The sequence below is a fragment of the Streptomyces sp. MBT53 genome (assembly GCF_016654115.1).
In the GTDB taxonomy this organism is placed as follows: Bacteria; Actinomycetota; Actinomycetes; order Streptomycetales; family Streptomycetaceae; genus Streptomyces.
On the sequence record NZ_JAEQAZ010000093.1, the window covers coordinates 20,120 to 34,536 of the forward strand.

Genomic DNA, 14,417 nt, shown 5'->3' on the forward strand with positions numbered 1-14,417 from the left:
CGCCACCTACACGAACAGACTCAACACCGCCGCCACCGCAAACCCAGCAACAGACAACACCGACTCCAGCACCGTCCACGTCCTCAACGTGTCCCGCTCACTGATCCCGAAGTACTTCGCCACCATCCAGAAGCCGCCGTCATTGACGTGCGAGGCGAAGATCGAGCCCGCCGAGATCGCCATGATGACGAGCGCGACGAAGGCCTGGGAGTGGTCGCCCTCGGACAGCAGCGGGGCCACGATGCCTGCCGTGGTCACGATCGCGACCGTCGCCGAGCCCTGGGCCACGCGCAGGACCAGGGAGATCAGGTAGGCGAGGACCAGCACTGGCAGGCCTACGTCGTGGAAGGTGTCCGAGAGGGCCTGGGCGACGCCGCTCGCCTTGAGGACGGCGCCGAAGACCCCGCCCGCGCCGACGACCAGGATGATGTTGCCGACCGGCTTGAGGGACGCGGTGGAGACGGTCTCCAGGGACTTGCGCGACCAGCCCCGTCGTAGACCCAGGAGGTAGTACGCGAGGAGGAGCGCGATGGTGAGGGCGACGAAGGGGCTGCCGAAGAACTCCACCACCGAGCGGCCCGTGGACGGGTCGAAGGCGATCGACGAGAAGGTGGCCGCGAGGATGAGGACCAAGGGCGTGCCGATGATCGCGAGGACCGTGCCGAGCGCCACCGGCTTCTCCTGCGGTACGACACCGGACTCGCGCTGCTCGTCGATGACCGCCTGCTTCGCCTCGGCCGCCGCCTCGACCATGTCCTGCGGTACGGCGACGAAGATCCGCTTGCCGATCCAGGCCGCGTAGGCCCACGCGGCGAGGACGGCGGGGATGCCGACGACGATGCCCATGAGGATGACCCAGCCGAGCTGGACGTGGAGGAGACCCGCTGCCGCCACCGGGCCGGGGTGCGGCGGGAGGAACGCGTGGGTCATCGACAGGCCCGCGAGCAGCGGCAGGCAGTAGAGCAGGATCGACTTGCCGCCGCGCTTGGCGGCCGCGTACACGATCGGTGCGAGAACGAAGATGCCGACGTCGAAGAAGACCGGGATACCGAAGATCAGGCCGGTGAGGCCCATGGCGAGGGGGGCTCGCTTCTCGCCGAAGAGATTGAGCAGCCTCGACGCCAACACCTCTGCGCCGCCGCTGACTTCGAGGATCGCGCCGAGCATCGTGCCGAGGCCGATGATGATCGCGACATGGCCGAGGATGCCGCCCATGCCGGACTCGATGGTGGAGACGGCGTCGGAGCGCTGGACCGTGCCGAAGAGTTCGGTGACGGACAGACCGGCCAGCAGGCCGACGGTTATGGAGACGGCGAGGAGGGCCACGAAGGGCTGGAGTCTGACCTTGATGATCAGGAAGAGCAGAAGCGCGATACCGATGGCGGCGACCGTCAACAGGCCTGCGGTGCCGTCGAAGAGGAGGAGCAGGCCTCCGGTGTGGGGTGGGGTCACGGGGGCGGTGGCGGCGAGCGGTAGGGACATGTGGGGGTCCTCGGGGTCGTCGTAGGAGCATGGGGCTTTCGGGCAGGGGGGATCGCGGCGCGGCACCCCGAGAGGTGCCGAACCGTCGTACGGTGTGCGGGAGTTGGGGCGGTACCAGCTCGGTGCTAGCCCAGAACGGCCAGCGCGTCGATCTCGATGAGCAGGCCGGCGGGGAGGCCGACGTAGACCGTCGTGCGCGCGGCGGGGACCTCGACGAGGCCCTCGAAGTACTCGTTGTAGATCGCGTTCATCTCGGCGAAGTGGTCCACGTCCGTCAGATAGACGCGGAGCATCATCACGTCCTCCCAGCTCGCGCCGCCCTCCTCCAGGATCGCCCGGACGTTGGCGAGGGTCTGGAGGGTCTGCTCGCGCAGGGTCGGGCCGGCCGGTGTGGGCGGCCTGCCCTCCTCGGCGGGGAGGAAGCCGACCTGGCCGGCGACCTGGAGGATGTTCCCCTTGCGGACGCCGTGCGAGAACTTCGCGGGCGGGGCGGTGTGGGTCTTGGGGGTGAGGGCGGTCTTCTCGGTCATGAGGTGGCTTCCTTGACGGGGGTTCTGCCGGAGTACTCCCCACTGATGGCGTCCGCCGTACGACGGACCAGCGGGAGCAGGGTGAGGAGTTCGTCGGCGGTGACGACGACGTTGGGCGCGGAGACCGACATCGCGGCGACCACGCGTCCGTCGGCGCCCCGGATCGGCGCGGCGACGCAGTTGATGGACTCTTCGTGGCCGCCGAGGTCGGTGGCCCAGCCCTGTTCCCGCACCTTCTCCAACTCCCGCAGGAAAGCGGGGGCGTTGGGGGTGGAGCGGGCGGTGTACATGGGGTAGTCGAGCTTGTCGGCGAGGACCCGCCGCTCGGTCTCCGGAAGGTCGGCGAGGAGCAGTTTCGCGACCCCCGCGACGGTGATCGCGACGGGCTTCCCGATCCGCGAGTACATGCGCACGGGGTAGCGGCTCTCCACCTTGTCGATGTAGAGGACCTCGTTCTCCTCGTACACCGCGAGGTGGACGGTATGACCGCACTGTTCGTTGAGGCGTACGAGATGGGGGTGGGCGATCTCGCGGATGTCGAGGTTCTCCATCGCCTCCTGGGCGAGGGCGATGAGGCGGGCGCCGAGGCGGTAGCGCTGGTCGGACTGGCGGTAGACGAGGCCGTGTTCGTGCAGGGTGCGCAGGAGGCGCAGGGCCGTCGACTTGTGGACGTCGAGGCGCTCGGCGACCTGGCCGAGGTCGGCGGGGCCCTCGGCGAGCAGCGGCAGGATGCTGAGCGCGCGGTCGACGGTCTGACTCATGGCGTACGTACCTCCTCGTCGGCCCAGTCGGCGGCGTCGGTCCAGCCGGGGCCGAGTCGAAGTCTCCCCCACGCCAGGTCGTCGAGGGCGACCAGGCGGTCGGCGTGGTCGCGGACGGGAGGGGCGGCGAGGTCGCCGGGCACGGTGAGGGCGGCGGCGGCCGTGAGATGCCCGTGCCGCAGCCGGTCCCGTACGGGCAGTCCCCGCAGGGTCGCGGAGAGGAACCCGGCCGCGAAGGCGTCCCCGGCACCGACCTCGGCGACGACGTCGACGTGCGGCGCGGGCACGAAGGTGACGTGCTTCTTGTGGAAGACGGTGGCCCCCCGCCCGCCCTGCTTGACGACGAGCGTCTCGGGGTCGGGGAACGCGGCCCGTACGGCATCGGCCCCGACCAGCCCCCAGACCTCGGCGGCCTCGTCCTCGCCGACGAAGACGAGGTCGGCGCCGCGCGCCAGCTCCAGCAGCACGCCCGGCCCGTCGGCCGAACGGCCCAGCGCGGGGCGGTGGTTGACGTCGAAGGAGATCAGCGGCCGGTGCGCGCGGAGCGCGGTCAGTTCGCGTACCAGACCGAGGCAGTCGGCGGAGAGCATGGGGGTGATCCCTGACAGGTGCAGCACCCGCCCGGCCCGTACGGCGGCCAGGTCCACGTTGGTCGCGGCCATCGCGGAGGCGGCGGATCCGGCCCGGTAGTACGCCACCTCGTGCGCGTCGGTGGCCCGGTCCCCGGCGGTACGGAAGTAGATGCCGGTGGGGCGCGCGGGATCGCGCTCCACGGCGGACACGTCCACCCCGTACCCGCCGATGGTCTCGACGAGATGGTCCCCGAAGCCGTCGGCCCCGACCCGGCTGACCCACCGGACGCTGTGCCCGGCGGCGGCCAGCACGCAGGCGACGTTCGACTCGGCGCCGCCGATGGCGCGGTCGAAGGACGGTACGTCGGCGAGGCGGCCCGGGCGGCTGGGTAGGAAGGTGACCATGGACTCGCCCAGCGCTACGACGTCGACGACGTCACGGGCGGCGGTGGACTGTCCGTCGGCGGTCACGATGGTGATGGCTCCTCGTCGGTGCACCGGTTTGCGGCGGCTCCGTTGACCCGGTGTTGGGCGAGATGTTAGACAGCGGTAAGCGATATACGCAATGAAGGTTGCAAGGATTGCAACACTCCAGCTCAGGGAGGCCTCATGGTTCGCGACACCGGTACCGAAGCGCTCGCCCGGCTCGCCGGGGAACGCGTCGACCACCGTTTCAAGGGCCTCCCCCCGGACGCGGAGGGCGTCACGGTCGCCGACCTGTCCGCCCAGCGCCGCAACCTCTTCACCGGCGGCTTCACCACCCCCGTCCTCGCCCTCTCCGCCGAGCGCCTGGAGCACAACCTCCGCCTGATGGAGACCTACGCGACCCGCCACGGCCTCGCCTTCGCCCCGCACGGCAAGACCTCCATGGCCCCCCAGCTCTTCCACCGCCAACTCGCCCACGGCGCCTGGGGCATCACCCTCGCGGTCCCCCACCAGGTGCGCGTGGCAAGGGAGTTCGGCATCGACCGCGTCTTCCTGGCGAACGAACTGGTCGACGCGGCGGCCCTCAAGTGGATCTCGTCCGAACTCGACGCCGACGACGACTTCCGTTTCATCTGCTACGTCGACTCCGTGCGCGGAGTGGAGTTGATGGACGCGGCCCTGCGCGGCGCCGCCCGCCCGCTGGACGTCGTCGTCGAACTGGCCGCCGGCGAGGGCGCCCGCACCGGCGCCCGCACGGAGGCGGAGTGCGTGGCGGTCGCGGACGCGGTGGCCGCCGTGGAGACGCTGCGGCTGGTCGGGGTCGCCGGGTACGAGGGCGAGGTGCCGCAGGCGGATCCGGAGCGGGTACACGCGTGGCTGCGCCGGCTGACCGCGCTGGCCGTGGAGTTCGACAAGGGCGGGCGTTTTCAGGGAGTTGAGGAGATCGTGGTCAGCGCGGGCGGCAGCGCCTGGTTCGACGCGGTGGCCGACGTCTTCGCCGAACTGCCCGAACTCTCGCTCCCCGCGCTGAAGTTGCTGCGCTCGGGCGCCTACGTCTCGCACGACGACGGCCACTACCGCGAGATCACCCCCTTCACCCGCATTCCCGAAGAGGGCGCTCTGGAACCGGCGTTCCGGCTCTGGGCGCAGATCGTCTCCCGCCCCTCCCCCAAGCAGGCCTTCGCCAACGCGGGCAAGCGGGACGCGGCCTACGACCTCGACCTCCCCCTCGCCCAGGTCGTCCGCCGGGACGGCACCGAGCGCCCGGCGACCGGCGTCGAGATCACGGGCCTGTCCGACCAGCACGCGTGGCTGCGGACGACGGCCGAGGCGGACCTCGAGGTGGGCGACTGGATCGGGATGGGCCTGTCCCACCCCTGCACGTCCTTCGACAAGTGGCAGCTGATCCCGGTGGCGGAGGCGGACGGGACGGTCGTCGACTACATCCGTACGTTCTTCTAGGAGGAGTCGTGGAGCAGCTCGTCATCCGGGACGCGGACGTCGTCGACGGCAGCGGTGGACCGTCGTACCGCGCCGATGTGGTCGTGGACGGCGGCCGGATCGTCTCGATCGTGGGGGAGGCGGCGCAGGCCGGCTGTCAACGCCCCAAGGCGCGGCGGGAGTTGGACGCGGAGGGTCTTGTCCTCTCCCCCGGCTTCATCGACATGCACGCCCACAGCGACCTCGCCCTGCTCCGCGACCCGGACCACAGCGCCAAGGCCGCGCAGGGGGTGACCCTCGAAGTCATCGGCCAGGACGGGCTGTCGTACGCCCCCGTCGACGACCGCACGCTCGCGGAGGTGCGCCGGGCGATCACCGGCTGGAACGGCCACGGCGACGACATCGACTTCGACTGGCGGTCGGTGGGCGAGTACCTGGACCGGCTGGACTCCGCTTTCGGAGGCCGCGGAATCGCCGTGAACGCGGCCTACTTGATCCCGCAGGGCACAGTCCGGATGCTCGCGGTCGGCTGGGACGACCGGGAAGCGACACCCCAAGAGCTGGACCGGATGCGGCGGTTGGTCGCCGAAGGCATGGAGCAGGGCGCGGTCGGCATGTCGTCCGGGCTCACCTACACGCCCGGCATGTACGCCAAGGACGCCGAACTCACCGAACTCTGCCGGGTGGTGGCGTCGTACGACGGCTACTACTGCCCGCACCACCGCTCGTACGGCGCGGGCGCGCTGGAGGCCTACGCGGAGATGGTGGAGCTGTCGAGGGAGGCCGGCTGCGCCCTCCATCTGGCCCACGCCACCATGAACTTCGGCGTGAACGAGGGCCGGGCACCAGAGCTGCTGACCCTCCTGGACGAGGCCCTGGCCACCGGCGCGGACATCAGCCTCGACACCTACCCCTACACCCCCGGCTGCACAACTCTCGTGGCGATGCTGCCGAGTTGGGCGAGCGAGGGCGGCCCGGAGGCGATCCTGAAGCGGCTCGCGGACGACGCCACGGCCGACCGTATCCGTCACCACCTGGAGGTGATCGGCTCGGACGGCTGTCACGGGGTGCCGATGGAGTGGGACACGATCGAGATCTCGGGGGTCACGGATCCCGCGCTGGCGGAGTACGTCGGCCGCCGCCTGGACAGTTGGGCCACGGCCCGCCGTCTCCTCCTGGCCGACCGGCTGGCCCCGTCGATCCTCCAGCACGTCGGCCACGAGGAGAACGTCCGCCAGATCATGCGGCACCGCGTCCACACGGGCGGCTCGGACGGCATCCTCCAGGGCGCCAAGCCGCATCCACGGGCGTACGGCACGTTCCCGGAGTATCTGGGGCGGTATACAAGGGAGTTGGGCGTGCTGTCCCTGGAGGAGTGCGTGGCCCATCTGACCTCCCGCCCGGCGGCCCGCCTGCGCCTGCCGGACCGGGGCCTGGTCAAGGAGGGCTACCGCGCGGACCTCGTCCTCTTCAACCCCGAGACGGTGGCGGCGGGTTCGACCTTCGAGGACCCACGCAAGCTGCCGACGGGCATCCCCCACGTCCTGATCGACGGCCGCTTCGTGATCGAGGACGGCCGGCGGACCGACGTACTGGCGGGCCGGTCGGTCCGTCGCAGTCCCGTGCGACGGAACGACAACCCCCGTACCTGACTTACGGCTTGGGCAGAGTGCAGGCGGTCGCGCTCAGGTTGAGCACGTTCGCCGAGGTGAAGCACGCCGGGATGTTGTACGTCTCCTCCGCGTAGTTGATGCCCTCGCGAACCGTCACCGTGCCGTTCTCGTCGACCTCGCAGGGATTGTCGACCGTGCAGGTCTCCCCGTCCTCGTTGCCCGTGTTGTTGACGGCGACGACCTGCCCGGTGCTGGTGTCGATGACCGGGGAGCCGGAGGTCCCGCCGATCGTGTTGCAGGCGGAGGTGTAGCGGACCGAGTCCTTCCAGGTCCAGGAGCCCTCCTTCAGCCGGTACACGAACCCGTCGATGCTGCAGCTGTAGATCGTCTTCCAGTAGCCGGAGACGACCTTGATGGCGGTGCCGACGGTCGGGTGCGTGGCGCTCACGGTGAGCGGGCTGATGCCGTACGCGCTCTTGATCGCCGCGTACGTGGTGGTGGTGCGGTAGATCGTCACGTCCGTGTCGGTCATCGTCGAGTAGACGACCTGGTTGGCGCGGAGCGTGGCGACCTTGGTGCCGGCCGAGTTCAGCAGCCCGAAGGTGCGGGTGGAGGACTGGCCGGTGATGACCTGGCCGGCCGCCGGGAAGCCGGTCTCCAGGCAGTGGCCGTTGGTCAGCACCAGGGCCGGGGAGGTATCGGTCGAGTTCGGGAAGCGGATGACCGAGCCGGAGCAGTTGCTGAGCGAGACGGTGCCGGCGAAGTCGACGGTCACGGCCGCCGCCTTCGGTGCCGCCTGCGGTGCGGCGACGGCGGGTGCCACGCCCGCCCCGGCGATCGCCAGGCCCGAGAGTGCGGCAAGGAGAGGCTTCTTCATGTGGGGGTCCCCTCTTACAGACGCGAGCGACCGGAGATCTTCCGGCCGCCCTCACGTCATTGTCATGCACATTCTCACGACAAGAGGGGGCCGCCGCAAGAAGCCCACGTGGTGCAAAACACGGCGCGAGAGGCGTTACCGGGCCGTAAGCTCACCGACATGCAGGTGATCCAGTCGACCAAGCTCTCCAACGTCTGTTACGAGATCCGGGGCCCGGTTCTCGAAGAGGCGATGCGTCTGGAGGCGGCCGGCCACCGCATCCTGAAGCTCAACACGGGCAACCCGGCGGCCTTCGGGTTCGAGTGCCCGCCCGAGATCCTGGAGGACATCCTCCGGAACGTGTCGTCGGCACACGGGTACGGCGACGCGAAGGGCCTGCTGGCCGCCCGCCGCGCGGTCGTCATGCACAACCAGACCCTCGGCATCGAGACGGACGTCGAGCACGTCTTCATCGGCAACGGCGTCTCCGAGCTGATCGTCATGGCGATGCAGGGCCTCCTCGACGACGGCGACGAGGTCCTCGTACCGTCCCCGGACTACCCCCTGTGGACCGCCGCCGTCTCGCTCTCCGGCGGGACCGCCGTCCACTACCGCTGCGACGAGCAGTCCGACTGGATGCCCGACCTCGCCGACGTGGAGCGGAAGGTCACCGACCGCACCAAGGCGCTCGTCATCATCAACCCGAACAACCCGACCGGCGCCGTCTACGACGAGGAGATGCTGCGCGGCCTGACCGACATCGCCCGCCGCCACAACCTCCTCGTCTGCTCCGACGAGATCTACGACAAGATCCTCTACGACGGCGCCACGCACACCCCGACCGCGAAGATCGCCCCGGACCTGCTGACGCTCACGTTCAACGGGATGTCGAAGGCGTACCGGGTGGCCGGTTACCGCGTCGGGTGGGTGTCGATCTCCGGGCCGCGCGCGCACGCCGAGTCGTACATCGAGGGTCTGACGATCCTGGCCAACATGCGGCTCTGCGCCAACATGCCCGGGCAGCACGGGGTGGTCGCCGCGCTCAGCGGGCGGCAGACCATCAATGACCTGGTGCTGCCTGGCGGGCGACTGAAGGAACAGCGGGACGTCGCCTACGAGCTGCTGACCCAGATCCCTGGTGTGACCTGCGTGAAGCCGAAGGGGGCGCTGTATCTGTTCCCGCGGCTCGACCCGCAGGTCTTCAAGGTCAAGGACGACCGGCAGATGGTGCTCGACCTGCTGCGCCGCGAGAAGATCATGGTCGTCCACGGCACGGGCTTCAACTGGTCCGAGCCCGACCACTTCCGGGTCGTGACGCTGCCCTCGGTCGGGGATCTGCGGGACGCGGTGACACGGATCGGGAACTTCCTCGACGGGTACAGCCAGCCGTAAACCTCGCGGGGCTGGTTTCTTCCGGCCAATTTTTCGGCCAACACAACTTTAGACGCAATCTAAGCTAGGATGGTTTCCTGTCTGAGCACAGGAGACCATGCCATGTACGAACCGATCCGCACCAAGTCGGTCCACAGCACGGTGGCCCGCACGCCCTCCTCCGACTTTCCGCACCGGTCGCGCGAGGAGGAGCTGGACATTCAGCTGGCGGGGCATCTGGCCGCGCTGCTTGCGGTGACCGATGAGCTGCGGGCGCTTGAGCCTTCGGCAGAGTTGGATGTTGCTGCCGAGCGGCTTGCGGGCCAGTTGACGCGGTTGCGTGGCGGAGCTGCGCCCAGCCGCATGTCCGCGTCCGCTCCTACGACCCGTTTGGACGCGCTGCATCAGCGGGCGCACGCGCTTGCCGGGCGGGCGTTGGTCGTCGCCGCGTCCAGGGCCGATACGGCTGCGGCGATCCTGTCCGCCGAGCGGATGGACGCGCATGCGGTGACTGCGGTCGCCTAGTCGCCGTAGGGGTTCTGTGCGCTTGCGGGTGCGCGTCCGTCGTGGCTTGTCGCGCCCACGCGGCGGAGCCGCAAATTGATACAGCCCCGCGCCCCTGAGTACAGCCGGCCGTGTTGATCCGGGACCCGTCCGACACCTTCCGTTCATCCCTTTCCTCGGGGAATGTTGGGTTCCGCGAGCACGCTGCCCCTCGTGAGACGTATCGCGGGAATCGTCCTCGCGGTGTTGCTGATCGGCGGAGTGGTGGCAGCCGTCGTAGCGGGCCGGGACAACGGGGACAAGGGCACGGCAACGAAGACCGTGCGTGGAGTGATCGGTTCGGAGAAGGCGGACTTCTTCGCCGATCCCGACGTGGTGAAGGCCCTCGCCGCCAAGGGCTTCACCGTGAAGACGGAGACCTCCGGGTCCTGGGCCATGGAGGGGCGCGACCTCAAGGGGTACGACTTCGCCTTCCCCTCCAGCCAGGCGCCGGCCGACGCGCTCGCCGCCAAGTACAAGGTGCAGCAGCCCCTGCCGCGGCCCTTCTACTCGCCGCTCGTCGTCGTGGCCCATCGCAGCGCCGCCCAGGTCCTCGCGGCCAACGGGCTCGCCACGCTGGACAAGGGCCAGGATCGCGGCACGTTGAAAATGGCCGCCTATCTCGATGCGGCCAAGGGTGATCGGACCTGGCAGCAGCTCAAGGGGGCCGACAAACACGGGGAGTTGACCGGCACCCTCTACATCGCGACCACCGATCCGGAGACCTCCAACTCGGGTGCTCTCTATCTCGCCGCCGCCTCCTACGTCGCCGACGGTGGTCGGGTGGCAGCCAGTAGCGCCGATGTCGGTCGCACCGCGCCCCTGATGCGCAAGCTGATCAGCGTGCAGGGCGCCCAACAGTCCAGCTCGGACGGGCCGTTCAGGGACTTCATCAGCGGTGCCGGAAATCCGCTGGTCCTGGTGTACGAGTCGCAGGTGGCCTCGCTGCTCCTCGGCAAGCAGCCGGTCGGTGACCTCGTCGTCCTCTACCCGGACACCACGGCCAACAGCGACCACACGGTCGTACCGCTCACTCCCGAGGGCCGGGCGCTGGGTGAACTCCTCAGCTCCGACCCGACGTTGCGGAAGCTCGCCGTGCGGTACGGGTTCCGGCCGCAGGGTGACAACGCCGAGTTCTTCGCGGCCACCGCCGCCCACTCCAGCTATCTCAACCAGACGCTGACCGGTGTCCGGCAGGCGCCCGTGCCCACCTCCACGGTGCTGCACGACATGGCGCGCCGGGCGCACGGTTGACCGGGGGGATCCACATGAGCAGCAGTTTCAACACCAGCCAGAACAGCAGTGAGAACACGCTCAGCGGTGACGACGTCTTCACGCTCACTCCGCCGGAGGCCGTGAAGCCCGTGCCGAGAGAGAAGGCGGGCGGGCTCGTCCCGGTCGACGACTCGGTCCGTACGGACATGGAGCGCAAGGCCTCCGCCTATGTGGAGGGGCTCGCCGCACTCGACGCCCGGTCGCCCGAGTTCGCGGGCAAGGTCGGCGAGATCACCGCGCTCGGCGCCGGGGAGATGCGCAGCGCGACCGCGCAGTCCAACCGGATGCTGGAGCGGACGGTGCGCAGTCTGCCCTCGAAGGGCGGGGACGCCCAGTCGCAGGTGGCGGGCTCGCTCGTCGAACTCCGGCGCGTGGTCGAGGACTTGGACCCGCGTGACCTGCCCTCCTCCAAGGGACGGAAGTTCCTGTCCCGGCTGCCCGGCGGCAACAAGCTCCGCGACCACGTCGCCAAGTACGCCTCCGCGCAGGGCACGTTGAACAAGATCGTGGGCTCGCTGCGCGGCGGACAGGACGAACTCCGGCGCGACAACGCCGCGTTGCAGACCGAGCGGGTCCGCCTCTGGGAGACCATGGGCAAGCTCCAGGAGTACGTGGTCCTCACCCAGGCCCTCGACTCGGCCGTCGAGCACCACATCGCCGGTGTCGAGTCCGGCGACCCCAGCCAGGCCGACACCCTTCGCGCGGACGTCCTCTTCCCGGTCCGGCAGAAGCACCAGGATCTGCTGACCCAGCTCGCGGTGTGCGCGCAGGGCTACTTGGCGATGGACGTCGTACGGCGCAACAACGACGAACTCATCAAGGGCGTGGACCGGGCGGCCACGACCACCGTCGCGGCCCTGCGGATCTCGGTCATGCTCGCCTCCGCGCTCGAGAACCAGCGCAAGGTCGTCGACCAGGTCAACGCCCTGCGCGGGACGACCGAGGATCTGATCCGGGGCAACGCGGAGATGCTGGCCACGCAGAGCGGCGAGATCCAGCGCATCGCGGCCGACCCGGCGGTGGGCGCGGAGACGCTGCGCACCGCGTTCCAGCAGATCTACCGCACGCTCGACGCCATCGACACCTACAAGGTCCAGGCGACCGAGGTGATGGCGGCGACCGTGGAGTCCCTGACCTCCGAACTCCAGAACGCCAGCTCGTACTTGGAGCGGAGCCGGTCGCAGAGCGCGCTGGAGGGTGGTCTCGGATGAGACGCCTCCTCGCGCTCGCACTCGGTACGGCCGCCCTGCTCACCGCCTGCACATCGACGCAGGACACGAAGACCGAGACCGACAACGCACCCCGGCCCGGCACCCTCCGCGTCCTCGCCTCCAGTGAACTCAGCGACATGACCCCGGTGTTCGACCAGGTCCGCAAGGACACCGGCATCACGATCCGCCCCACCTACATGGGCACCCTGGACGCGGTGGACCTGCTGGCGAAGGGCAAGGTCGACGGGCAGTACGACGCGCTGTGGCTGTCGTCCAACGACTATCTGCGGCTACGGCCCGACGCGGCGAAGAAGGTCGTCTCGGAGACGTCGATCATGTCGAGCCCGGTCGCGATCGGGGTGAAGACGGCCACCGTCACCTCCCTGGGGTGGCAGCCGGAGAAGGTCACCTGGTCTCAGGTCGAACAGGCCGTCCAGGACGGCAAGTTGACCTACGGCATGACCGACCCGGCCCGCTCCAACTCGGGTTTCTCCACCCTCGTCTCGGTCGCCTCCGCGCTCTCCGGCGCCCAGTCGGCGCTCACCGACGCGGACGTCACCAAGGCGACTCCCCGGCTGAAGGAGTTCTTCAAGGGGCAGAAGCTGACGTCGGGTTCGTCGGGCTGGCTCGCGCAGGCGTACCAACGCCGGGGGAACGTCGACGCGTTGCTCAACTACGAGTCCGTCCTCAAGGGCATCCCGGGTCTGACCGTGATCCGCCCGAGCGACGGGGTCGTCACCGCCGACTACCCGCTGACCTCCCTCGCCTCGACGGACTCCACGACCCGCGACAACGTCCGCCGGGTGACGACGGACCTGCGCACGGACGCCCTGCAGAAGCTGATCACCACCCGCACACACCGCCGCCCGGTCGTCACCTCGGTACCGCCCGCGTCCGGCCTGGACACCAGCCGACGGCGTGAACTCCCGTTCCCCGGGAGCCAGTCGGTGGCCGACGGGCTCCTCGACTCGTACGAGAACAAGCTGCGCCGGCCTTCGCGGACCGTGTACGTCCTGGACACCTCGGGGTCGATGGCGGGCGACCGGCTGTCGCGGCTGAAGAAGGCGCTCACGGATCTGACCGGCGACTTCCGGCAGCGCGAGGAGGTCACGCTGATGCCGTTCGGGTCGGGCGTGAAGAGCGTGAAGACGCATGTGGTGAGTCCGAGCGACCCGAAGGCCGGACTCGACGCGATCCGCGCGGACACCAAGTCGCTCAGCGCCGACGGGAACACCGCGATCTACACCTCGCTGGAGAAGGCGTACGAGCATCTCGGCACCGGCGGCGACACGTTCACGTCGATCGTGCTGATGACGGACGGCGAGAACACCACCGGCGCGAAGGCCGAGGCGTTCGACGGCTTCTACGGCCAACTGCCCGCCGCCCAGCGGGAGATCCCCGTCTTTCCCATCCTCTTCGGCGACTCGGACAAGGCGGAGTTGCAGCACATCGCCGACCTGACCGGCGGCCGTCTCTTCGATGCCCAGAAGGGCTCGCTGGACGGCGCCTTCGAGGAGATCCGTGGCTACCAGTAAGTTCCTCGGCTACCTGGAGTCCCGCAAGAACCTCACGGGCAGCGCGTGCGGGCTGCTCGGGCTGGTGCTGACGTTCGTGGGGGTGGCGGGGCCGTACTGGCCGGTCGTGGTCGTGGGGCTGTACGGCGCGGGTGCGCTGATCGCGCCGCCGGAGCGGCCGCCGCTGCCCGACTTCCCGGATCCGTCGGCCCAACTGGCGGAACTGCGCGACGACTTCGAGAAGCTGGGCGGCTATCTCACCGCGATCGAGCTGCCGCCCGCCGCCGACGGCCGGCTCACCGAGCTGACCCAGCTCCTCGCGGGGCTGCTCGATCCGCGGGTCACCCAGGATCTCGCGCAGGATCCGGAGGGCGTGCACATCCTGTCGCGGGCGATCCGGCAGGACGTGCCGGAGGCCGTCGACACGTTCGTACGGACGCGGTGGTGGACGCGGCTGGCGCCGGGCGCCGAGCCTCCGGAACGGCATCTGGAGCGGCAGTTGACGGTGCTTCAGGAGGAGGCGCAGGGGCTGGCGGCGAACCTGCGTGAGGTGGAGGCGCGGCGGCAGGAGTCGCACACGCGGTATCTGGAGGACCGGGGGCGTTCTCAGAGCAGTTGAGTCACGACGATCAGCAGGACGAGCGCGAGGAGCACGGCGCCCACCACCTTCAACGGGCCCAGGCCGACGGCCGGTTCGGCCGGGGGAGGTACCGGTACCGGCTGGCGTACCGGCGGGTTGAACACGTCGTGTCCTGTCACCGCGGCGCGGGTGCACCACGGGCAGGTCGGGAGGTGGGAGCCGTAGGTGTGCAGGGGGCGGGTC

13 protein-coding genes and 1 pseudogene are annotated in these 14,417 nt (G+C 69.6%); 8 read left to right on the plus strand and 6 right to left on the minus strand.

Annotated features, from left to right (window positions below):
- Window positions 1-6: 6 nt before the first annotated feature.
- The 4 genes from JHN45_RS29530 to JHN45_RS29545 form a co-directional block, all read right to left on the minus strand.
- On the minus strand, window positions 7-1,482 hold the full coding sequence (locus tag JHN45_RS29530) for a GntP family permease (protein WP_200712524.1): 1,476 nt from the start codon (window positions 1,480-1,482) through the stop codon (window positions 7-9).
- A 125-nt stretch (window positions 1,483-1,607) separates the two neighbouring features.
- On the minus strand, window positions 1,608-2,012 hold the full coding sequence (locus tag JHN45_RS29535) for a RidA family protein (protein WP_201051556.1): 405 nt from the start codon (window positions 2,010-2,012) through the stop codon (window positions 1,608-1,610).
- On the minus strand, window positions 2,009-2,773 hold the full coding sequence (locus tag JHN45_RS29540) for an IclR family transcriptional regulator (protein ID WP_201051558.1): 765 nt from the start codon (window positions 2,771-2,773) through the stop codon (window positions 2,009-2,011). Before JHN45_RS29540 ends, JHN45_RS29535 begins: the two co-directional genes overlap by 4 nt.
- The gene (locus JHN45_RS29545; RefSeq protein WP_200712521.1) at window positions 2,770-3,816 is read right to left on the minus strand and encodes a sugar kinase; all 1,047 of its coding nucleotides are present in this window, start codon (window positions 3,814-3,816) and stop codon (window positions 2,770-2,772) included. The genes JHN45_RS29540 and JHN45_RS29545 overlap by 4 nt, the downstream gene beginning before the upstream one ends.
- 138 nt (window positions 3,817-3,954) lie before the next feature.
- Between JHN45_RS29545 and JHN45_RS29550 the strand changes: the two genes are divergently transcribed.
- Window positions 3,955-5,232 (plus strand): amino acid deaminase, encoded by a 1,278-nt coding sequence (locus tag JHN45_RS29550; protein ID WP_201051559.1) that lies wholly within the window; start codon window positions 3,955-3,957, stop codon window positions 5,230-5,232.
- An 8-nt stretch (window positions 5,233-5,240) separates the two neighbouring features.
- Entirely contained in the window at window positions 5,241-6,863 is a 1,623-nt protein-coding gene (locus JHN45_RS29555) for an amidohydrolase family protein (RefSeq protein ID WP_201051561.1), read from the plus strand.
- 1 nt (window position 6,864) lies between these two features.
- Here the strand turns inward: JHN45_RS29555 and JHN45_RS29560 are convergent, their stop codons facing one another.
- A complete protein-coding gene (locus JHN45_RS29560; protein ID WP_201051563.1) occupies window positions 6,865-7,701 on the minus strand; it encodes a serine protease in 837 nt (278 codons plus the stop codon).
- A gap of 159 nt (window positions 7,702-7,860) precedes the next feature.
- Between JHN45_RS29560 and JHN45_RS29565 the strand changes: the two genes are divergently transcribed.
- From JHN45_RS29565 to JHN45_RS29590, 6 genes are all read left to right on the plus strand, one after another.
- Complete coding sequence (locus tag JHN45_RS29565; protein ID WP_200712517.1) at window positions 7,861-9,072, plus strand: pyridoxal phosphate-dependent aminotransferase; 1,212 nt, start codon at window positions 7,861-7,863, stop codon at window positions 9,070-9,072.
- 102 nt (window positions 9,073-9,174) lie between these two features.
- A complete protein-coding gene (locus JHN45_RS29570) occupies window positions 9,175-9,576 on the plus strand; it encodes a hypothetical protein (protein ID WP_200712516.1) in 402 nt (133 codons plus the stop codon).
- Between the two features lie 192 nt (window positions 9,577-9,768).
- The gene (locus tag JHN45_RS29575) at window positions 9,769-10,848 is read left to right on the plus strand and encodes a substrate-binding domain-containing protein (RefSeq protein ID WP_307783220.1); all 1,080 of its coding nucleotides are present in this window, start codon (window positions 9,769-9,771) and stop codon (window positions 10,846-10,848) included.
- A gap of 14 nt (window positions 10,849-10,862) precedes the next feature.
- Window positions 10,863-12,080, plus strand: coding sequence for a toxic anion resistance protein (locus tag JHN45_RS29580; protein ID WP_201051565.1), 1,218 nt, complete (start codon window positions 10,863-10,865; stop codon window positions 12,078-12,080).
- Complete coding sequence (locus JHN45_RS29585; RefSeq protein ID WP_201051567.1) at window positions 12,077-13,615, plus strand: VWA domain-containing protein; 1,539 nt, start codon at window positions 12,077-12,079, stop codon at window positions 13,613-13,615. The genes JHN45_RS29580 and JHN45_RS29585 overlap by 4 nt, the downstream gene beginning before the upstream one ends.
- Window positions 13,602-14,213 (plus strand): hypothetical protein, encoded by a 612-nt coding sequence (locus JHN45_RS29590; RefSeq protein ID WP_201051569.1) that lies wholly within the window; start codon window positions 13,602-13,604, stop codon window positions 14,211-14,213. The genes JHN45_RS29585 and JHN45_RS29590 overlap by 14 nt, the downstream gene beginning before the upstream one ends.
- Here JHN45_RS29590 and JHN45_RS29595 read toward each other — a convergent pair.
- Window positions 14,201-14,417, minus strand: a pseudogene (locus JHN45_RS29595) (hypothetical protein); the annotation flags it as partial. The gene JHN45_RS29590 and the pseudogene JHN45_RS29595 sit on opposite strands and share 13 nt — an antisense overlap.

Excerpts from the sequence above, each read along its gene's own strand:
- JHN45_RS29530 (WP_200712524.1), bottom strand. The coding sequence starts at position 1,482 with ATGTCCCTACCGCTCGCCGCCACCGCCCCCGTGACCCCACCCCACACC.
- JHN45_RS29535 (WP_201051556.1), bottom strand. The coding sequence starts at position 2,012 with ATGACCGAGAAGACCGCCCTCACCCCCAAGACCCACACCGCCCCGCCC.
- JHN45_RS29540 (WP_201051558.1), bottom strand. The coding sequence starts at position 2,773 with ATGAGTCAGACCGTCGACCGCGCGCTCAGCATCCTGCCGCTGCTCGCC.
- JHN45_RS29550 (WP_201051559.1), top strand. The coding sequence starts at position 3,955 with ATGGTTCGCGACACCGGTACCGAAGCGCTCGCCCGGCTCGCCGGGGAA.
- JHN45_RS29560 (WP_201051563.1), bottom strand. The coding sequence starts at position 7,701 with ATGAAGAAGCCTCTCCTTGCCGCACTCTCGGGCCTGGCGATCGCCGGG.
- JHN45_RS29565 (WP_200712517.1), top strand. The coding sequence starts at position 7,861 with ATGCAGGTGATCCAGTCGACCAAGCTCTCCAACGTCTGTTACGAGATC.
- JHN45_RS29570 (WP_200712516.1), top strand. The coding sequence starts at position 9,175 with ATGTACGAACCGATCCGCACCAAGTCGGTCCACAGCACGGTGGCCCGC.
- JHN45_RS29580 (WP_201051565.1), top strand. The coding sequence starts at position 10,863 with ATGAGCAGCAGTTTCAACACCAGCCAGAACAGCAGTGAGAACACGCTC.
- JHN45_RS29585 (WP_201051567.1), top strand. The coding sequence starts at position 12,077 with ATGAGACGCCTCCTCGCGCTCGCACTCGGTACGGCCGCCCTGCTCACC.